This is a genomic window from Streptomyces sp. JNUCC 63 (genome assembly GCF_054366325.1).
This window is the reverse complement of record NZ_CM135963.1, coordinates 6,416,610-6,435,423: the sequence shown is the minus strand read 5'-3', so window position 1 is coordinate 6,435,423 and position 18,814 is coordinate 6,416,610. Positions and strand designations below refer to the sequence as shown.

16 protein-coding genes are annotated in these 18,814 nt (G+C 72.0%); 3 read left to right on the top strand and 13 right to left on the bottom strand.

Translation table 11 applies throughout. The features are described 5' to 3' along the window. Nucleotides 1–111: 111 nt before the first annotated feature. The 6 genes from cobT to ACX25U_RS29605 all read right to left on the bottom strand — a co-directional run bounded on the left by cobT (nt 112) and on the right by ACX25U_RS29605 (nt 9,092). Nucleotides 112–3,849, bottom strand: coding sequence for a nicotinate-nucleotide--dimethylbenzimidazole phosphoribosyltransferase (cobT, locus tag ACX25U_RS29630; protein ID WP_454384504.1), 3,738 nt, complete (start codon nt 3,847–3,849; stop codon nt 112–114). A gap of 347 nt (nt 3,850–4,196) precedes the next feature. Next, a complete protein-coding gene (cbiE, locus tag ACX25U_RS29625; protein ID WP_454384502.1) occupies nt 4,197–5,405 on the bottom strand; it encodes a precorrin-6y C5,15-methyltransferase (decarboxylating) subunit CbiE in 1,209 nt (402 codons plus the stop codon). Nucleotides 5,406–5,529: 124 nt separating this feature from the next. Next, complete coding sequence (locus tag ACX25U_RS29620) at nt 5,530–6,168, bottom strand: GNAT family N-acetyltransferase (protein WP_454384500.1); 639 nt, start codon at nt 6,166–6,168, stop codon at nt 5,530–5,532. Between the two features lie 159 nt (nt 6,169–6,327). Beyond that, nucleotides 6,328–7,173, bottom strand: a complete 846-nt coding sequence (locus ACX25U_RS29615) for a MetQ/NlpA family ABC transporter substrate-binding protein (RefSeq protein ID WP_454384498.1) — start codon at nt 7,171–7,173, stop codon at nt 6,328–6,330. A 129-nt stretch (nt 7,174–7,302) separates the two neighbouring features. Beyond that, on the bottom strand, nt 7,303–8,025 hold the full coding sequence (locus ACX25U_RS29610) for a methionine ABC transporter permease (protein WP_454394573.1): 723 nt from the start codon (nt 8,023–8,025) through the stop codon (nt 7,303–7,305). A gap of 20 nt (nt 8,026–8,045) precedes the next feature. After that, nucleotides 8,046–9,092, bottom strand: a complete 1,047-nt coding sequence (locus ACX25U_RS29605) for a methionine ABC transporter ATP-binding protein (protein ID WP_454384496.1) — start codon at nt 9,090–9,092, stop codon at nt 8,046–8,048. Nucleotides 9,093–9,689: 597 nt separating this feature from the next. Between ACX25U_RS29605 and ACX25U_RS29600 the strand changes: the two genes are divergently transcribed. Both ACX25U_RS29600 and ACX25U_RS29595 read left to right on the top strand, forming a co-directional pair. Continuing rightward, nucleotides 9,690–10,049: a hypothetical protein gene (locus ACX25U_RS29600; protein ID WP_454384494.1), complete on the top strand. Its 360-nt coding sequence runs from the start codon at nt 9,690–9,692 to the stop codon at nt 10,047–10,049. A 1-nt stretch (nt 10,050) separates the two neighbouring features. Then, nucleotides 10,051–10,482, top strand: a complete 432-nt coding sequence (locus ACX25U_RS29595) for a hypothetical protein (RefSeq protein ID WP_454384492.1) — start codon at nt 10,051–10,053, stop codon at nt 10,480–10,482. A 160-nt stretch (nt 10,483–10,642) separates the two neighbouring features. Here the strand turns inward: ACX25U_RS29595 and ACX25U_RS29590 are convergent, their stop codons facing one another. The 3 genes from ACX25U_RS29590 to ACX25U_RS29580 all read right to left on the bottom strand — a co-directional run bounded on the left by ACX25U_RS29590 (nt 10,643) and on the right by ACX25U_RS29580 (nt 12,960). Beyond that, nucleotides 10,643–11,140: a GNAT family N-acetyltransferase gene (locus ACX25U_RS29590; RefSeq protein WP_454394571.1), complete on the bottom strand. Its 498-nt coding sequence runs from the start codon at nt 11,138–11,140 to the stop codon at nt 10,643–10,645. 45 nt (nt 11,141–11,185) lie between these two features. After that, nucleotides 11,186–11,692, bottom strand: a complete 507-nt coding sequence (locus tag ACX25U_RS29585; protein ID WP_454384490.1) for an RNA polymerase sigma factor — start codon at nt 11,690–11,692, stop codon at nt 11,186–11,188. Nucleotides 11,693–11,766: 74 nt separating this feature from the next. Continuing rightward, the gene (locus ACX25U_RS29580; protein WP_454384489.1) at nt 11,767–12,960 is read right to left on the bottom strand and encodes a glycerophosphodiester phosphodiesterase; all 1,194 of its coding nucleotides are present in this window, start codon (nt 12,958–12,960) and stop codon (nt 11,767–11,769) included. Between the two features lie 420 nt (nt 12,961–13,380). Between ACX25U_RS29580 and ACX25U_RS29575 the strand changes: the two genes are divergently transcribed. Further along, nucleotides 13,381–14,052 (top strand): lysophospholipid acyltransferase family protein, encoded by a 672-nt coding sequence (locus ACX25U_RS29575; RefSeq protein ID WP_454384487.1) that lies wholly within the window; start codon nt 13,381–13,383, stop codon nt 14,050–14,052. Between the two features lie 9 nt (nt 14,053–14,061). On the opposite strand, the gene ACX25U_RS29570 is transcribed toward ACX25U_RS29575, so the two are convergent. The 4 genes from ACX25U_RS29570 to argH form a co-directional block, all read right to left on the bottom strand. Beyond that, nucleotides 14,062–15,573: an MFS transporter gene (locus tag ACX25U_RS29570; RefSeq protein WP_454384485.1), complete on the bottom strand. Its 1,512-nt coding sequence runs from the start codon at nt 15,571–15,573 to the stop codon at nt 14,062–14,064. After that, nucleotides 15,570–16,136, bottom strand: a complete 567-nt coding sequence (locus ACX25U_RS29565; RefSeq protein ID WP_454384483.1) for a TetR/AcrR family transcriptional regulator — start codon at nt 16,134–16,136, stop codon at nt 15,570–15,572. Before ACX25U_RS29565 ends, ACX25U_RS29570 begins: the two co-directional genes overlap by 4 nt. Nucleotides 16,137–16,224: 88 nt before the next feature. After that, the gene (locus ACX25U_RS29560) at nt 16,225–17,196 is read right to left on the bottom strand and encodes an aldo/keto reductase (protein WP_454384481.1); all 972 of its coding nucleotides are present in this window, start codon (nt 17,194–17,196) and stop codon (nt 16,225–16,227) included. A gap of 74 nt (nt 17,197–17,270) precedes the next feature. Beyond that, nucleotides 17,271–18,698, bottom strand: a complete 1,428-nt coding sequence (argH, locus tag ACX25U_RS29555) for an argininosuccinate lyase (RefSeq protein WP_454384479.1) — start codon at nt 18,696–18,698, stop codon at nt 17,271–17,273. Nucleotides 18,699–18,814 lie beyond the last annotated feature (116 nt).

Sequence of the window (18,814 nt, the reverse complement as noted above, 5' to 3'; positions counted from 1 at the left end):
CGGGCGCTACGGCTCTGGAGCGGCCCTGACGTGCGGATTTTAGACGTGGGTTCAGCGTACGGCGGAGCCGGGGGTGGCGCGCAGGAGCGCGAACCCGCCGGCCCCGCGGCACTACTTCTCGGTGACGCCCGCCGAGTCGAACGTCGCCACCTCGTGCATCGCTCTGGCCGTGCTCTGCACCAGCGGCAGGGCGAGCAGCGCGCCCGTTCCTTCACCGAGGCGCAGGTCGAGGTCGACCAGGGGGCGCAGGCCGAGCTTGTTGAGCGCGGCGACGTGCCCGGGCTCGGCGCTGCGGTGACCCGCGATGCACGCCGCCAGGACCTCGGGCGCGATCGCACGGGCGACCAGTGCGGCGGCACCCGCGCTGACGCCGTCCAGGATCACCGGCGTACGCAGGGAGGCGCCGCCCAGGAGCAGGCCGACCATGGCCGCGTGCTCGAAACCGCCGACCGCGGCCAGGACACCGATGGGGTCGGCCGGGTCCGGCCGGTGCAGTTCCAGGGCGCGGCGGACCACGTCGGTCTTGCGGACCAGCGTCTCGTCGTTGATGCCCGTGCCCCGGCCGGTCACCTCGGCCGGGTCGGCGCCGGTGAACACCGAGATGAGCGCGGCGGACGCCGTGGTGTTGGCGATGCCCATCTCACCGGTGAGCAGGGCCTTGTTGCCGGCCGCGACCAGGTCGCGGGCGGTCTCGATGCCGACCTCGATGGCCTTCTTGGCCTCCTCGCGGGTCATCGCGGGGCCGGCGGTCATGTCGGACGTGCCCGCGCGGACCTTGCGGGGCAGCAGGCCGGTGGTGGCCGGGAGGTCGGCGACGACGCCCACGTCGACCACGCAGACCTCGGCACCCACCTGGTTCGCGAAGGCGTTGCAGACCGCTCCCCCGCCGAGGAAGTTGGCCACCATCTGGGCGGTGACCTCCTGCGGCCAGGGGGTGACGCCCTGGGCGTGCACGCCGTGGTCGCCGGCGAAGACCGCGACGGCCGCGGGCTCCGGGATCGGCGGCGGGCACTGGCGGGACAGCCCGCACAGCTGAGCGGAGATGATCTCCAGCATGCCGAGTGCGCCGGCCGGCTTGATCATGCGCTTCTGCCGCTCCCAGGCCTCGCCGAGCGCCTTGGCGTCCAGCGGGCGGATCTGGGCGACGGTCTCGGCGAGCAGGTCGTGCGGGTCCTCGCCGGGCAGCGCGCGGCGGCCGTACGTCTCCTCGTGCACGACCCACGACAGCGGGCGGCGCTTGGACCAGCCGGCCTGCATCAGCTCGGGTTCCTCCGGGAATTCGTCGACGTACCCCACGCACAGGTAGGCGACGGCCTCCAGGTGCTCGGGCAGGCCCAGGGCGCGGACCATCTCACGCTCGTCGAAGAAGCTCACCCAGCCGACGCCCAGGCCCTCGGCGCGGGCGGCGAGCCAGAGGTTCTCGACCGCGAGCGCGGAGGAGTACGGCGCCATCTGCGGCTGGGTGTGGCGGCCCAGGGTGTGCCGTCCGCCGCGGGTGGGGTCGGCGGTGACGACGATGTTCACCGGGGTGTCGAGGATGGCCTCGATCTTGAGTTCCTTGAACTGCTTCGCCCGGCCCTTGGGCAGCGACTTGGCGTACGCCTCGCGCTGACGCATGGCCAGCTCGTGCATCGCGCGCCGGGTTTCGGCGGAGCGGATGACCACGAAGTCCCAGGGCTGCGAGTGGCCCACGGAGGGTGCCGTGTGGGCCGCCTCCAGGACGCGGAGCAGCACCTCGTGCGGGATGGGGTCGCTGCGGAAGCCGTTGCGGATGTCTCGGCGTTCGCGGATCACCTTGAGCACGGCCTCGCGCTCGGCGTCGTCGTAGGCGGGCGCGTGCGGGCCGGCGGGCTTCCGTTCCTGGCCGGTGTCCTGTGCCTCGGGGCCGGGCTCCTCACCGGGTACGGCGGCGGCGCCGTCGCGGGGTGCGGGGACCGTGGCGGCGGACTCCTGCGGGGTGGGGGCCAGGTGCGGGGTGGTGGGCACCGAGCCCTCGACCGGCACGAACTCTCCGAGAGGCTGGCCGGGTTGGAGCTGCAGCGGGATGCCGGGGGTGACCGCTTCGGGTTCGGCCGGCTGGGGCTGGGGCTGGGGATCGGACGGTTCGGGGGCCGCGGCGTCGGCGGACTCGGGTGTGTTCGGATCGTGGACGGTGGGGTCCGCGATGTGAGCGGCGGGGACTGCGTCCTGGGGGCCGGTCTCCGGGGCCTCGGGGTGCGGCTGCTCCGCCGCCCGGGCGTCGGCGGGAGGCACGGCGTTCTGAGCCGACGGCTGCGCGGCGTCGGCTGCGGACGCGGTCTCCGGCACGGCCGCGGTCCCGGTCCCGGCCGGATCCTGGGCAGCGGCGGGCGCCTCGGTGGCGTCCTCGTGGCCCGCCTCGGAGGCCGGAACGGCTGCCGGGACCTGAACGGCCCCCGGAGCGGTCCCGCCCGGGCCCTGATCCGCGGGCACGCCTTCGTGGCCGGTCCCGGGCTGCGGCTCCGCCTCGGCGACAGGCACGGCGTGGGCGGGCTCTCCCGCGTCTCCCGCGTCCACGACCTCGACGGTCTCCTCGGCATGGACGGCCACGGCCGCACCGCCGGGCGCGTGCCCGGCCTCGGGCACCTGCTCGCCGGGAGCGGTCCGGGCACCCACGGGCTCCTGGCCGGCCTCGGCCACCTGGCCGTCCGCCGGGCCCTGGACGCCCTCTGGGGCATACGTCGCCTCGACCGCACCGCCGGGCACAGTCCCGGCCTCCGGCACCTGCCCGCTCGGAGCGGTCTCGCCCGCCCCGGGCATCTGCCCGGCTTCGGCGGCAGCCGCGCCCTCCGCCGCACCGTCAGGCACAACCTCGGCCGTCGGCACCTGACCGCCCGCCGGACCAAAGGAAGCGCCGGCCGGCACCTGCTCACCCTCCGGGGCATACACCCCCTCGACCGCACCACCGGGCACAATCCCGGCATCCGGCACCTGACCGCCCACCGGACCAACGGAAGCGCCGGCCGGCACCTGCTCACCCTCCGGGGCATACACCCCCTCGACCGCACCACCGGGCACAATCCCGGCATCCGGCACCTGACCGTCCACCGGACCAACGGAAGCGCCGGCCGGCACCTGCTCACCCTCCGGGGCATACACCCCCTCGACCGCACCACCGGGCACAATCCCGGCATCCGGCACCTGACCGTCCACCGGGCCAAGGGCAGCGCCGACGGGCACCTGACCGCCCACCGGCCCCTGCCCGCCCGCCTCGGCCGTGAGGCGGGCCACCGCGGCCTGGGCCGCGTTGGTCGGGTCCGGGTCCGGGGCAACCGTTTCCGCAGCCGTCGCCCCCGCGCCGACCGGCGGAGTCGCCGGGGTCGCCGCGGTGGCCTGGGCGCCCCAGGGGGCGGCGCCCTGCGGGGCCATCTCGCGCAGTTGGGGGACGTCGAGGTACTCGGGACCGGCCGTGGACGGTCCGGGGTGCCGGACCGGCGCGCCCGCGGGGCCGCGGTCGGCCAGGGAGCGGACCGGGCTCGCGGAGACGTCCGGGATCGGCGGCCCGAGGTGCAGCGGCCGGCGCGGAGGCATCGGCACGGCGGGCCCCGCGGGGTCGGGGTGCCGTACGCCCGTGAGGTCGACCGAGCCGCTGTCACGGCCGGAGGTCTCGTGCGGCCCCGGCTCGTGGACGGCCTCGACGACCGGCTCCGGGGCGGGCGGGGGCACCTCGTTGCCCCACGCGCCCTGGGCGCCGGGCAGCAGCAGGTCTTCGTCCTCGGCGGGAGACTCGGAGAGATAGGTGTACGCACCGTGCGCGGCGACGCCCGGCTGATCCACCATGCCTGCGCTCTCCGGCAGCCCCTCGCCCGGGACCTGGCCGGTGTCGGTCATGCGTACCCCTCGCCCATCGGTTTCGTGCTCCTACGACCAGCTCACCCGGAACGGCGCACCGACCGCCCCGTAGTGAAGAACGAGCGTCCGCGCCCCGCGGCACGAACAACCCGTCCGGAAAAGGCGACAAAGCCATTGAGTGGCATTCTCGCGGTCGTCCGGCCGCCGCGACAGCGTGATCCGCTACAGTCCGCTGTGGACTGCGCCACGTTGCGCGCCCTCCCGTCCTGCCGTACCACACACGCCCCAAAACGGGTGGGCTTTCCGGACATTGACGAACGAACTTCCGGACCACCCGGTGCGGTACAACGATCGGCCAGCCTACAGCGCGCGGTACGACAACCCGATCACGGGGCACGTTCGGGCAGCACCCCGCTGAGCAGGAACACCACGCTCCGCTCCTTCTCCGTCCACGCGCGCGTGTCGAGTGCGACGGACTGCAGCAGGGCGCACTCGACCCGGTAGCCGTGCTCGGTGAGGTCGCGGCCGACGAGTTCGGCCGCGTCCCGGGTCGCGGCGTGGGCGACGATCCGCTGCGGGCGCCGGTCGGCGACCGCGGAGACCACGGCCGCTCCCCCGCCGCCGATACGGACGACGTCCGGTTCGGGCAGGTTCTCCAGGATGTGCGGGGCGCTGCCGTGCACCACCTGCGGCCGGACGCCGAACCGGAGGGCGGCCGACTCGGTGCGGGCGCAGGCCTCCGGGTCGCGGTCGACGGCGATGACGGCGGCGCCGGCGCGCGCGGCCTCGGTGGCGAAGGCGCCGCTGCCGCAGCCGATGTCCCACACCAGGTCGCCGACGCGCGGCCCGAGGCGGGCCAGTTGGGCGGCCCGGAGCAGATCCGTTTCTCCTTCGCCGAGTCCACCGCCGTAGGCCTCGGCCGGCTGGGTCCAGCCGCGCGGTCCGGTGCCCGGATCGCGTCCGGCGATCCAGCCGCCGCCCCCGGCGCCGCCCCGGCCGCCGATGACGATGACCACGTTGGGGTCGCGCCAGGTGTGGTCGGCGGCCTTGTCGGAGGTGACGACGCTGACCTGTTCGCGCTCGGTGCCGAGTTCCTCGCAGATGACGAAGGTGCGGTGGACGCCCTCCAGGAGCAGGCCCAGCTCGGCGGGTCCGGCGCCGGGGGCGGTGAGCACGGCGACCTTGGTGTGGGCGCGGCATACGTTCACCGCGCGTCGCAGCGTGCGCTTGTGTGCGACGACCACCTGGGCGTCGTCCCAGGGCATCCCGGCGCGGGCGAAGGCGGCGGCCACGGACGACACAGCGGGTACGACCTCGACCTCCAGGCCGAACTCGGGTGCGCGCAGGGTCCGTACGACCCCGAAGAAGCCCGGGTCGCCGTCGGCGAGCACCACGGCGGTGCCGCGGTGGGCGGCGATACGGCGGGCGGCGAGGGCGACGCTGCCGAGGCGGACGCGCTCGGCGGTGGGCGGCACCTCGGGCAGCGCCAGGTGGTGGGCGGCTCCCGCCACGAGGGTGGCGGCGCCCAGCGCGCCGCGCGCCGCGTCGGTCAACGGCGAACCGTCCCAGCCGATCACCGTGACCCGGTCGGCCATCGTCGTCAGTCTCCAGGATTGCGCAGGTCATCAGGGTACGGGTGCCCGCGGGCGGGCCCCGTGAGAGTACCCGGTGGAGTTGTACGGTGCGCGGCAGGGCGTGGGAGCCCGCCGTTCCGGCGTGTCAGTTCCAGTCCGGGAACGACGTGAAACCGCCGGTGTCGGCGAGTTGTTCGCCCGCGCCCTCCAGGTCCTCCGGCAGCAGGCTCCACACGATGTAGTCGGTCCGCATGTCGGTCCAGGTGCCGTCCTCGGTGCGGACGTGCGCTATGCAGGCGTTGCGCAGCACACCCTCGCTGATGCAGCCGATCTTCTGGGCCACCTGCTGGGAGGCGGTGTTGTCGGCGGCCGTGCGCAGCTCGATGCGTTCGAACTTCTGGTCGCGGAAGAGCCACTGGGCGGTGGCCAGCGCGGCCTCGGAGGCATAGCCCTCGCCGCGGGCCCAGGGGGCGACGACGTACGACAGTTCGGTGGACCGTACGTGCCAGTCGGTCCTGGTCAGCTGGATGATGCCGACCAGTCGCTGGGTGATGAACTCGGCGACCGCGAGGTCCAAGCCGTGGCCGGCGGTGCGCTCGGCGGGGGCGTGCTCGGTGATCCAGGCGCGGGCGCTGTCCTCGGTGAACGGCTGGGGGACGTCGGTCCAGGCCGCGACCTGTTCGTCGTTCATCATCTCGGCCAAGGCGGGCACGTCGTCCTCCTCCAGGGGACGCAGCACCAACCGCTCCGTGCTGATGGAGATGCTGGGGAAGGTGCTAGTCATGCGCCGCTCCGTAACCTTCGGAAAAACCGTCAGGGCCTGCTGAACTGCCCAGCATGCAGCATGAAAGCACTGAACCGCACCACGGGGTCCACCCCCGGTGAGGGAGCGGACCCCGTGCGTGGCCGTACGTGGCGGGCGCTGTGCGGACAGGCGTGCGGATCAGAACGCCGGGACGACCGCGCCGTCGTACTTGTCGTCGATGAACTTCTTCACCTCGGGCGAGGTGAGCAGCTTGACCAGCTTCTCCACGCGCGGGTCGTTCTCGTTGCCCTTCTTCACGGTGAGGAGGTTGGCGTACGGGTTGCCCTCGGCGGACTCGGCGGCGAGCGCGTCCTTGGCCGGGCTGAGCTTGGCCTCCAGCGCGTAGTTGCCGTTGATCACCGCGGCGTCGACGTCACCGAGGGAGCGCGGCAGCTGGGCCGCCTCCAGCTCCTTGAACTTGATGTTCTTCGGGTTGGAGGCGACGTCCTTGGGGGTCGCGTCGTATCCGGCGCCCGCCTTGAGCTTGATGACGCCGTTGGCCTCGAGCAGTTTCAGGGCGCGGGCCTCGTTGGTGGTGTCGTTGGGCAGCGCGACGGTGGCGCCCTTCTTCAGGTCGGCCAGCTGCTTGACGCTCTTGGAGTACACGCCGAGCGGCTCCAGGTGCACGGCGCCGCCCGGGACCGGGACGATGTCGGTGCCGTTCTTCTTGTTGAAGTCGTCGAGGTACGGCTTGTGCTGGAAGTAGTTGGCGTCGACCTGGCCCTGCTGGACGGCCGTGTTCGGGGTCACGTAGTCGGTGAACTCCTTGACCTCCAGCTTCAGGCCGGCCTTCTCCGCCAGGTTGTCCTTGACGTAGTTGAGGATCTCGCCCTGCGGGGTGGGGGTGGCGGCGACCGTCAGCGTGGCGTTCGCGTCGGCCTTGGAGGAGGAGTCGGAGTCCGAGCCGGAGCCGCAGGCGGTGAGCCCGAGGGTGAGGGCTCCGGTGGCCAGGACAGCAGCGGTGATCTTGGCGGTGTTACGCACGAAAAGTGCCTTTCCTTGGTGGTGCGGTCCCTGGATTCAGGGGCGTCGGCGCGAAGCGCCGTCGTTGAGGGGTGGTGGTCGGGCGACGGGTGGGCGGACGGGGAGGGAGGGGAGGGTCTGTGGGTGGGCTCAGGCGACCTTGCTCACGTCGGAGGCCGCCGGCTCCTTCGTCTTCGGCAGCCGCAGCCTCGGCCCGGGTCCGGAGCGGCCGGCTCGGCGGTGCAGGGCGCGGGCGGCGAAGTCGCCGGCGAACTGGATGGCCGAGATGACCACGGCGAGGATCCCCACAGTGATCCACATCAGCTGGGTGTCGAAGCGCTGGTAGCCGTAGCGGATGGCGATGTCGCCGAGTCCGCCGGCGCCGACGGTGCCCGCCATCGCGGTGTAGCCGATGAGGGCGACGACCGTGGTGGTGGTCGAGGAGATCAGCGAGGGCAGGGACTCGGGTACGAGGACCTTGCGTACGACGGTCCAGGTGTTGCCGCCCATGGCCTGGACGGCCTCGACCAGGCCGCCGTCCACTTCGCGGACGGCCGTCTCGACGAGCCGGGCGAAGAAGGGGATGGCGCCGATGGCCAGCGGCACGATGGCGGCCTCACGGCCGATCGTGGTGCCGGTGACCCAGCGGGTGAAGCCCATCAGGGCGACCATCAGGATGATGAACGGCATCGAGCGGGTGATGTTCACGACCTGCCCGATCACCTTGTTGGCGACCACGTTCTGCAGCAGCCCGCCCCGGTCGGTGAGGACCAGCAGGATGCCGAGGGGAAGGCCGACGACGACGGCGATGAGCGTGGACCAGCCGACCATGTAGAGGGTGTCCCAACAGGCCTGGGACAGCAGCGGCTGCATCGCTGAGAACTCAGTCCAGTTCACTCGGCACCTTCCTTCACCAGCGTGGGCCGCTGGTCCGTGGTGTGGTCGACGACGTCGATCTGCAGGCCCTGTTCGCGCAGGAAGCCGATGGGCACCACGTTGTCCTCGTAGCGGCCGGGCAGTTCGATGCGCATCCGGCCGACCTGGAGGCCGCCGACGGTGTCGATGGCGGCGCCGAGGATCGATATGTCGATGTTGTAGGTGCGGGCCAGCTGGGAGATGACGGGCTGGGTGGCGCTCTCGCCGTGGAAGGTGACGTCGATGACGGTCCGGTCCTCGCCGGAGGCGTCCCCGCCGACCGGGAAGAGCGCGGCGGCCAGCTCCGAGCCCGGGGTGGCGAGCAGTTCGCTCACCGTGCCGGACTCGACGATGCGGCCCCTCTCCATGAGCGCGGCGGAGTCGCAGATGGACTTCACGACGTCCATCTCGTGCGTGATGAGCAGGACGGTCAGGCCGAGCTGCCGGTTCAGGTCGCGCAGCAGCTGGAGGATGGAGCGGGTGGTCTCCGGGTCGAGGGCGCTGGTGGCCTCGTCGGACAGCAGGACCTTGGGGTCGCCGGCCAGGGCGCGGGCGATGCCGACGCGCTGCTTCTGGCCGCCGGAGAGCTGGGCGGGGTAGGCCCTGGCCTTGTCGGCGAGACCGACGAGGTCGAGCAGTTCGAGCGCCTTGCGGGAACGTTCCTTCCCGGACTTGCCGAGGATCTCCAGCGGCAGCTCGACGTTGTCCTGAACGGTGCGCGAGGACAGCAGGTTGAAGTGCTGGAAGACCATGCCGATCCGGCTGCGCGCCCGACGCAGCTCCTTGCCCGCCCGGGGACCGCGCCCGGCGAGGGCGGTGAGGTCCTGTCCGGCGACAGTGACCGTGCCGGAGGTGGGGCGTTCCAGCAGGTTGACGCAGCGGATCAGCGAGGACTTGCCGGCGCCGGACTGGCCGATGACGCCGTACACCTTACCCTCGCGGACGTGCAGGTCGACGCCGTCGAGCGCGGTGATCTCGCGGCCGCGCGAACTGTAGACCTTGGTGAGGCCCGATGTGGTGATCACGTGGGGTTTCCGTCACTGTCGAGTGCGCGGCACGTCCTGGGTGCCGGGCACGGCATTCATCGTCGGGTACAGCCAGAACGCAGCACGGTTCCCGAGAGGCGCTCAAACCGGGAGAAACGTGTGCGCGGGGGCGTGGCTCAGCCGCGAACGCCCGGCGGACCGGACGTCGACGCGGTCATGAGCGGGCTCTCGCTTCGGGGCGCGAGGCTCAGCTGGTGCAGGGGCCCTCTAGCAGGCACACATTCGACGTACAGCACGCATACAACGAGCACCGGGCGGCACGGTCGCCTCGGTCGCCGGAATGCGGTCGCTCGTCGTGGTCATGCGATCAGTAAACCAGACCTACGGTGCTGACAGACCACCTTTGTCCACATGCTGGACACGCGTGGACACCCTGCCCGCACGGCACGGACCTCGGCGTTCACGCCGATGACCAGTACCGACAAGGCCCGCCGCGGCCGTTGGGAGACCGGGGCCGAGGCACACGGCGCGCCGGGCTGTGGCCAATGCCACGGCGGCGGGCTCGTGGACGGCCGGCCGGAACCGCATGGCCGGGCCGGGCGCGGCGGCGTGTCCGCCCCGTAATAAGGTCGCAGCATGCTTGATGCCCTGACGCTGGTGACCGGCGTCGCCGCGCTGCTGCTCGCCGCCTGGTGCGGCTGGGCGGCCTACCGTGACCAGCCGACGAAGGACTGGCACTTCATCGGGATGGCCGTGGTCTCGGTGCTGGCCCTGGTCCAGCTGGTGGTCGGGATCGTGGCGCTGGCGCGGGGCGAGAAGCCGGACCAGGGGACGGCGATCTTCGTGGCGTATCTGCTGGGCGCCTTCGCGTGCGTTCCGGCGGCCGGGTTCATGTCGCTGGCCGAGCGCACGCGCTGGGGTTCGGTGACGGTCGCGGCGGGCGGTGTCGTTCTCGCCGTGCTGCAGGTGCGGCTCTACGACATCTGGGGAGGCTGAGATGACCGCCGTGGAGGAGAAGCCGGCCAGGGCTCGGCTCATCAGCGGTCCGGGCATGCTGCTGGTCTGGCTGTACGGCGTGATGGTCGTCGGCGCGGTGTCGCGCTCGGTCTACCAGATCGCGACCGAGTTCGACCGGGCGCCGCTCGCCTACTCGCTGTCGGCCGTCGCCGGCGTGGTGTACGGGTTCATCACGTACTCGCTGGTGCGCGGCGGGGAGACGGCTCGCAGGCTGGCCCTGGTGTGCTGCGCGGCGGAACTCGCGGGTGTACTGGCGGTCGGGACGTGGACGCTCGTCGACCCGTCCGCCTTCCCTGACGCGACCGTGTGGTCGAAGTACGGCATGGGCTACATCTTCATCCCGGTGCTGCTTCCGCTCTCGGCCATGTACTGGCTGCGCAAGGCCCGGAAGCAGCAGCCGGAAGCCGCCTGAGTCCACGACTCGGCCGAGGCCTGTCCGGCGGATCACGCCGGAACCGCGGGGCCCGGCACGCTCTCCCCAAGCTCTTGATGGGCAAGGGCCCCCATCGCCCCCGCGCACCCGGGCCGAGAGGCGCCGCCGCTTGGAGCCGACCCGATCCGCCGGACAGGCCCTACGCGGTCGCCGCGTAGGTGCCGGCCGGTTTCTCCAGGACGATCATCGGGACGCCGTCGGCGCCCTGGGAGGTGCCCACCGGCTGGTAGCCGACGCGCCGGTACAGGCGCAGGCTGCCCTCGCTGCGGTGGCCGGTGTGCAGGCGGAACCTGGTGGCACCGCGCTCCTCGGCCAGCGCGGACTCGGCCGCGCGCAGCAGCCGGGCGCCGATGCCGTGCCCCTGCAGGCGCGGGTGGACGCAGAGCATGCCGATGGAGGCCGCGCCGTCCTCGGTGGTCCGGCCGCGTACCGAGCCGACCACCTCCTCGCCGAGCCGCGCCACGAAGACGCAGTTCCGGGCCACCTCCTGACGGACCGAGTCGAGGCTCTCGACGAGCGGGTCGATGCGGTAGTTGCCGTAGAGGGCCGCCTCGCTCTGGAAGCACAGGTACTGCAGCCTGAAAATCTGCTCCGCGTCCTGTTCGGTCGCCGCAGAGATGGTCACGCTCATGCCCATGTGCGCACGCCTCCCGCTCACCTGATCGCCTGCCGTCCCTCACTCCTATCCCCGCGCTTCGCGGGCCGCAACCTCCGGGGCGAGCAAACGTCGCAGACATCCCAGACATCTGGAACGTTCCGGGCCGAGGCTGCCCTGTGAGATACCCAACTCCCCCGCGATCTCCCGGTAGGTGAGATCCCGCGGCGACAACAACGCCTCCAGCAGCCGGGAACAGCGGCCGGGCAGTCGGCCCACCGCCGCGCGCAGGGCGCGGCGGTGGGCGGAGGCCAGGGCGAGGTGTTCGGGACCGCGCTCGCTGTCGTCGGCGGGTTCCGGGCCGTACGGCTGCTCGATGCTGTTCGTACGGTGGATGTGGCTCGCCTCGCTGCGTACGGCCCCGCGCAGCCAGCCCTGCGGGTCACGCGGCGGGCCGTCCGCCTCCAGAAGCTCCAGCAGCCTTAGCCAGACCGCCTGTTCGAGGTCGCCGGGCTCCGTTCCGGAGGCATGTGCCTCCGCCGAGGCCTCGGCGGCGAGCAGCGGGCGCAGGGCGATGACCATGTCGTGTGTCATATGCGGCACGACGCGGCCGTCCCGGCAGCGGGTTGCCGGGACGGCCGGGGTTCACCCCAGGCGGGTGGGGCGGTTCAGCGGTTGACGTGCCGGCCGCTCAGGAAGTCCTCGCGGGCGAGCAGTCCGGTGTCCGGGTTGTCGGTGAAGATCCCGTCGATGCCGGTGGCGAAGTACGCCTGGAACACACCGAAGACGTCACCGTAGGCGTCGACGGCGGTCCCCTTGCGGAACCTGGTCGGCAGGAAGGGGTTTTCGTTGCGGACGGTGTAGGGGTGCAGGATCAGGCCCACGGCGTGCGCGTCGCGGACGAGGGTGCTCGGCGTGGTGAGGTCGCCGTTCGCGTCCCTGGGGATGACCAGGTCGGCGGTCGGGCCGATGCCCTGTGCGTAGGAGGCGATCTCCCGCAGGCCCTTCTTGGTGACGAGGTCGGCGACCGTGCGCGGGTCGCCCGCCTCGACGAAGTCCCAGGGGCGGGTGCCCGCGCCCGACAGCAGCACGACGAGCGGGTTGTCGACGAGCTTGTTCAGCCGCTGGACGCTGGTCGGCTCGAAGGACTGCACGATGACCGGCGAGTTCTTCTTGTCCTTGCCGTACTTGCGCAGCAGCTTGGCGACCCGCTCCTCCAGGCCCAGGCCCAGCTTGCGGAAGTATGTCGGATGCTTGAGCTCGGGGTAGATCCACACCTGCCGGCCGCGCTTGCGGGTCTGCTCGTCCTGCCACGTCAGGACCTCTTCGAAGGTGGGGATCTCCCAGCGGCCGTTGTAGAGGGTGCTGTGCGGGCGGTTGGCCGGGATGCGCTCGATCGCGCGGAGCCTCTTCAGCTCGGCGAGGGTGAAGTCCTCGGTGAACCAGCCGGTGGTCGGGACGCCGTCGAGGGCCTTGGTGGTCTTCCGGTCGGCGAACTCCGGGTGGTCGGCCACGTCCGTGGTGCCGCCGATCTCCGGTTCGTGCCGGCACACGAGGTGACCGTCCTTGGTGGACACCAGGTCGCCGGCCTCGACGACGTGGGCGCCGAGGTCGAGGGCCAGGTCGTAGGAGCCGAACGTGTGCTCGGGGCGATAGCCGCTGGCTCCCCGGTGGCCGACGATCGTCGGCACGGGCAGGCTCTTCAGCCCGCCGCCCCGCCCTCCGGCGGCCCCGCCGTTCCCCGCCGCCCTGGCCGCGCCGGGCAGTCCGAGCACCGCTCCGCCCGCGCCGAGCACGGCTGCGCCGAGCACGGCCCGGCGTCCGGTCCCGCGTGCCTGCTCGTCCGACTCCTGCGTCCCCATGAGCACCTCCTGCTCTCGTGTCGTCGTGCGCGCGCCGATCGTAGGTGCGCGACGGTGACGGCCGGGAGAGCGCGTGACGAACGCGGGAGTGACTCCGGATGTCGTCGGGAGCCGTACGGGACACAGCGGACGTAAGAGGCAGGACGGGTGACGCCCCGTCGGCATGCCCCGGACCCGCTCGGGAAGACGGATTCAGTGGCCGGCGTCGCGGTCCGTTCCTCCAGAACGGTGAGCGACCTCCGTCACACCGCTCCGTACGGGTTACCGAGGTGCTACGGGCCTCCCGCGCAGGTAAACGTATGTCAACAGTGCGCTGGACGCGGTGAGCCCGATGTGCAATCGGGCCCGGGGCGCGAGTATCGTCCTCACCTGCACAGACCCCCGCACAATCCCTCGACATCTCTGACACCGGAGGGCCCGTTGTCCCGCTTCGTGTTCATCAAGGCAGTGCTCGGCCCGATCATGCGCCTGATGTTCCGCCCACGGGTGGAGGGCGCGGAGCGCATCCCGGGCGACGGCCCCGTCATCCTGGCCGGCAACCATCTGACCTTCATCGACTCGATGATCCTGCCCCTCGTCTGCGACCGGCAGGTCTTCTTCATCGGCAAGGACGAGTACGTCACGGGCAAGGGCCTCAAGGGCCGGCTGATGGCCTGGTTCTTCACCGGGGTCGGCATGATCCCGGTCGACCGCGACGGCGGCAAGGGCGGGGTCGCGGCCCTGATGACGGGCCGCCGGATCCTGGAGGAGGGCAATATCTTCGGCATCTACCCCGAGGGCACGCGCTCCCCCGACGGCCGCCTGTACCGGGGGCGCACCGGTATCGCGCGCCTGACGCTGATGACCGGGGCGCCGGTGGTGCCGTTCGCGATGATCGGCACGGACAAGATCCAGCCGGGTGGGGCGGGGATGCCGCGGCCGTGCCGGGTCACGGTCCGCTTCGGTGAGCCGATGGAGTTCTCCCGGTACGAGGGGATGGACCGGGACCGGTATGTGCTGCGGGCGGTGACGGATTCCGTGATGGCCGAGGTCATGCGGCTGTCCGGCCAGGAATACGTCGACATGTACGCCACGAAGGCGAAGGCTGCGTAACCACGCCCCTTACAGCCTCTGGCCCTTCAGCAGGAACCATGCGGCCAGTGCCGTTGCCAGCAGGACCGCCGCTCCCGCTCCCGAGGCCAGGTGGAGGCCGTGGAGGAAGGCGTCCCGGGCCGCGTGGAGCATGGCCTCGGAGGTGTGGGGCGGCAGGGTCGTCGCCGCCTCCACCGCACCGCCCAGGGATTCACGGGCCGCGGGCGGTGTGCCCGCCGGGCCGGTGAAGTCCCGGTAGGTGGCCGTCACGATGGAGCCGAGCAGGGCGATGCCGAGGGCCGCGCCGAGTTCGTACGCCGTCTCGGAGACCGCCGAGGCCGCGCCCGCCTGGTCCTTGGGTACGCCGGACAGGATCACGTCCGCGGTCACCGTGAAGGAGAAGCCGGCGCCGACGCCGACCACCAGCAGGGCGGTGCCCAGCAGCGGGTAGCCGGTGGACCGGGTGAGGGTGGTCAGGACGGCCAGCGCCAGGCCCACGGCGGCCAGTCCGCCGGAGACCACGACCCGCACGGAGAAGCGCCGGGCCGCCCGGCCGGCGACCAGACCGGCCGCCACCGCGCCCACGGCGGCGGGTACTTCGGCTAGGCCCGCCTCGAACGGCCGCCTGCCCTGCACCAGTTGCAGATACTGGGACAGGAAGAACACCAGACCGGACATGCCGAGCACGGTCAGCAGGTCGGCCAGGACGGCGCCGGAGAAGCCCCGGCTGCGGAAGAGCCGTATGTCCAGCAGCGGGGCCGGCAGGGTGAGCTGGCGGCGGACGAAGCCGTACAGCGCGACCGCGCCCAGCAGGCCCGTGGCGAGGACCGTCCAGGTGAATCCGTGCGCGGCGGCCTCCTTGACGGCGTAGACGACACCGACCATGCCGACCAGCGACAGTACGACGCCGGCCAGGTCCCAGGGGCCCGGGCTGGGGTTGCGGGACTCGGGCAGCAGCCGGATGCCGACCAGGACGAGCACCGCCATCACGGGCAGGTTGATGAGAAAGACCGAGCCCCACCAGAAGTGCTCCAGCAGGACTCCGCCGACGATCGGGCCGACCGCCGTGCCGGCCGATGCGGTCGCGCCCCAGATGCCGACGGCGAGGCTGCGCTCGCGCGGGTCGTGGAAGAGGTTGCGGATCAGGGCGAGCGTGGCGGGCATCAGGGTGGCGCCGGCGACGCCGAGCAGTGCCCGGGCCAGGATCATCAGCTCGGGTGTGGTGGCGTAGGCGTTGAGGACGGATATCGCGCCGAACGCCGTGGCGCCGCCGAGCAGGATGCGCTTGCGGCCGACGCGGTCGCCGAGGCTGCCCATGGAGACCAGCAGGCCGGCGATGACGAACGAGTAGATGTCCCCTATCCACAGCAGCTGGGTGCCGGAGGGCCTGAGGTCCTCGCTGATGTAAGGGGTGGCGAGACCGAGGACGGTCGCGTCGACGGCCACCAGCAGCACGGCCAGGACGAGGACGGAGAGCGCGAGCCAGCGGCCCGGACGCTTCTCCACCTCCTCCACGTCGGCCGGCCGCAGGGTGCTGGTCATGATTCCTCGTTCCGTGGTTCTTCTGTGCGCAGTGCGCCGCCGAGCATCAGCTCGACGATCATGTGGTGGAAGTCCTTGGGGGCGACCTTGCCGCTCAGGACGACGTAGGCGCCGGAGGCGAGCAGTCCGAACAGCGCCTCGGTGAGCCAGGCCGGGGTGAGGTCGATACGGAACTCGCCGCTGAGCTGGCCGCGCCGGAACAGTTCGGAGATGCGCTCGTCGAGCCGGGCCCAGCCCTCGTTCTGCTCCTCGCCCTCGAACAGCTGGTTCTCGGTGTAGAGGAAGGAGAGCAGCCCGGCGACCGGCTCGAACTCGCGGACCAGTCGCCGTACGGCGTCGGCGGCCGGCCCGTCCTCCAGGCGGGCCGCGTCGAGGGCGGCCTCGCACTCCTCGATGCCGAGCGCTTCCAGCGCCCTGACCAGTGCTTCCCGCCCGGCGAAGTGGCGGTGCAGCGTGGCCCGGCTGATCCCGGCCGCTCTGGCGACCTCGTCCATGGTGGCGGTGGCTTTGTGGGTGAGCAGGGCGGCTGCGCTGCGCAGCACGTGGTCACGATCGACGGCCATGAGACAACAATAGCCCATGTGAGACATTGATGTCTCACAATAGGCGTGCGTGTCTCACTGTCTCGTACTCGGAGAAGTGCGGTGAGGCTCAGTGCCAGGGCAGCTGTCCGCGTCGCTGCCAGTACGCCTGCGGGTCCTCGGCCAGCGCGTCGAGGCGGGTGAGCTGTCCCTCGTCGAGGTCCACGGCCGGGGCGTGCAGGTTGGAGGCGAGCTGGCCGAGGGTGGCGGCGCCGGAGAGGACGACCCCGGCCCACGGGCGGCGCAGGATCAGGGCGAGGGCGACCGCGTCGCAGCCGAGGCCCGTCTCCTGGGCCACGGCCTTGAGGGGCTCGGGGGCGTAGGGCTCGGCGAGGCGCCCGTTGGCCATGCCCTCCTTGACGATCACCGTGAGGCCGGCGTCGTGCGCCTCGGCGAGGGCGGGTCCCGCGGAGGTCTCCAGGGCGTTGTACGTCGACTGGACGGTACGGAAGAGGCGTTCGCCGTCGACGGTCACGGCGAGCGCGGCCCTGATGGCGTCGGCCTGGGCGGGCCCGCTGGTGGAGAAGCCGATGGTGAGGCCCTGCGCGGCGGCCTCGGCGAGGCGTGCGTGCAGTTCCTTGTCGGTGAGGACGGGGCTGTCCGGGGTCACCGAGTGGATCTGGTAGAGGTCGAGGCGGTCGCCGAGCAGTTCGGCGGTCTCGGCGCGCTGCCGCTCGTAGGTGGCGAGGCTGTGGTCCTTGACCTCGTGCCGCTCGGCGTCGGTGGTCCAGTTCGCGGTGTAGGTGTAGCCCCACTTGCTGCCGATCACCACGTCGTCGGCGTCGGGGCGGGCCCTCAGCCAGTCGGCGAGGAACTCCTCGGAGCGGCCGTAGGAGCGGGCGGCGTCGAAGTAGCGCACGCCCTGGGCGTAGGCGGCGTCCAGGAGTTCGTGGGTGCGCTCGCGCAGGGCGTCGACGGTGCGGTCGGCCGGGAGGTCCCGGTCCCGGCCGAGGTTGATGTAACCGGGCCGCCCGACCGCGGCGAGCCCCAGGCCGACGTGGCAGGTGGGAGTCGTGGCCGAGGCCAGTCGGGCGAAGGGCATCGCGGGCTCCGTTCGGTCGGTTCCTTACGGCTGCGGACCAACTTAACCCGCGACGCCCCGGGACGTGTGTACCGCTACTTCTTGGCGTTCGCCCACTGGTGCTGGGCCGCCACGTCCGCCTTGACCTCGGCGAGTTGGACGGCGACGGCGCTCGGGGCGGTGCCGCCGCGTCCGCTGCGGGAGGCGAGGGCGCCGGGGACGTCGAGGACGGTGCGCACCTCGGGGGTCAGGTGGGCGGAGATCTTCGCGAACTGCTCGTCGGTCAGCTCGTCCAGCTCCTTGCCCTCGGCCTCGGCGACCTTCACGCACTCTCCGGCGACCTCGTGCGCCACCCGGAACGGCACGCCCTGCCTGACCAGCCACTCCGCGATGTCCGTGGCCAGCGAGAAGCCAGCCGGGGCCAGCTCCTCCATGCGCTCGCGGTGGACGGTGAGGGTGGCGATCATGCCGGTGAACGCAGGGAGCAGGACCTCCAGCTGGTCGCAGGAGTCGAAGACGGGCTCCTTGTCCTCCTGCAGGTCGCGGTTGTAGGCGAGGGGCAGGGCCTTCAGCGTCGCCATGAGACCCGTCAGGTTGCCGATCAGCCGGCCGGACTTGCCGCGGGCCAGCTCCGCGATGTCCGGGTTCTTCTTCTGGGGCATGATCGAGGAGCCGGTGGAGAAGGCGTCGTGCAGGGTCACGAAGGAGAACTCCTTCGTGTTCCAGATGATGATCTCCTCGGCGATCCGGGAGAGGTTCACGCCGATCATCGCGGTGATGAAGGCGAACTCGGCGACGAAGTCCCGGGAGGCCGTGCCGTCGATGGAGTTGCCGGCGCTGCCGTGCTCGAAGCCGAGGTCCCGTGCCACCGCCTCGGGGTCCAGGCCGAGGCTGCTGCCCGCGAGCGCTCCGGATCCGTACGGCGACACCGCCGTCCGCTCGTCCCACTGGCGCAGCCGCTCGGCGTCCCGCGCCAGGGACTGGACGTGCGCGAGGACGTGATGGGCGAAGAGGACGGGCTGGGCGTGCTGGAGGTGGGTGCGGCCGGGCATGGCCACGTCCGGGTGGGCCTCCGCGAGGCCGATCAGCGCGTCCTGGAGGTCGGCGATCAGGCCGCCGATGATCCGGGCGTGGTCGCGCAGGTACATGCGGAAGAGGGTGGCGACCTGGTCGTTGCGGGACCGGCCGGCGCGCAGCTTGCCGCCGAGGTCGGGGCCGAGACGCTCGAGCAGGCCGCGCTCGAGGGCGGTGTGGACGTCCTCGTCGGCGATGGTGCCGGTGAAGTCGCCCGAGGCCACGTCCGCCTCGAGCCGGTCGAGCCCGGCCAGCATGCGCTGGAGCTCGTCCTCCGTGAGCAGACCCGCCTGGTGGAGCACGCGCGCGTGGGCGCGGGAGCCGGCGATGTCGTAGGGCGCGAGCCGCCAGTCGAAGTGGACGGACGCGGACAGCTTCGCCAGGGCCTCGGCGGGACCGTCGGCGAAACGGCCGCCCCAGAGCCGTACGTCACCGCTGTTGCTGCTCACTGCGTTGCTCCTCGGGAGATGTCTCTGTGCGACCGCCTCCCCACCCTTGCAGGTGAGGAGGCGGTTGTCAGGTTGATGCGTGCGAGGTGACCCGCGGGGGTTACGCCAGGTCTACG

Coding starts and splice junctions, on each gene's coding strand:
- cobT (WP_454384504.1), bottom strand. CDS start 3,849: ATGACCGACACCGGCCAGGTCCCGGGCGAGGGGCTGCCGGAGAGCGCA.
- cbiE (WP_454384502.1), bottom strand. CDS start 5,405: ATGGCCGACCGGGTCACGGTGATCGGCTGGGACGGTTCGCCGTTGACC.
- ACX25U_RS29620 (WP_454384500.1), bottom strand. CDS start 6,168: ATGACTAGCACCTTCCCCAGCATCTCCATCAGCACGGAGCGGTTGGTG.
- ACX25U_RS29610 (WP_454394573.1), bottom strand. CDS start 8,025: ATGCAGCCGCTGCTGTCCCAGGCCTGTTGGGACACCCTCTACATGGTC.
- ACX25U_RS29600 (WP_454384494.1), top strand. CDS start 9,690: ATGCTTGATGCCCTGACGCTGGTGACCGGCGTCGCCGCGCTGCTGCTC.
- ACX25U_RS29595 (WP_454384492.1), top strand. CDS start 10,051: ATGACCGCCGTGGAGGAGAAGCCGGCCAGGGCTCGGCTCATCAGCGGT.
- ACX25U_RS29590 (WP_454394571.1), bottom strand. CDS start 11,140: ATGGGCATGAGCGTGACCATCTCTGCGGCGACCGAACAGGACGCGGAG.
- ACX25U_RS29585 (WP_454384490.1), bottom strand. CDS start 11,692: ATGACACACGACATGGTCATCGCCCTGCGCCCGCTGCTCGCCGCCGAG.
- ACX25U_RS29580 (WP_454384489.1), bottom strand. CDS start 12,960: ATGGGGACGCAGGAGTCGGACGAGCAGGCACGCGGGACCGGACGCCGG.
- ACX25U_RS29570 (WP_454384485.1), bottom strand. CDS start 15,573: ATGACCAGCACCCTGCGGCCGGCCGACGTGGAGGAGGTGGAGAAGCGT.
- ACX25U_RS29565 (WP_454384483.1), bottom strand. CDS start 16,136: ATGGCCGTCGATCGTGACCACGTGCTGCGCAGCGCAGCCGCCCTGCTC.
- ACX25U_RS29560 (WP_454384481.1), bottom strand. CDS start 17,196: ATGCCCTTCGCCCGACTGGCCTCGGCCACGACTCCCACCTGCCACGTC.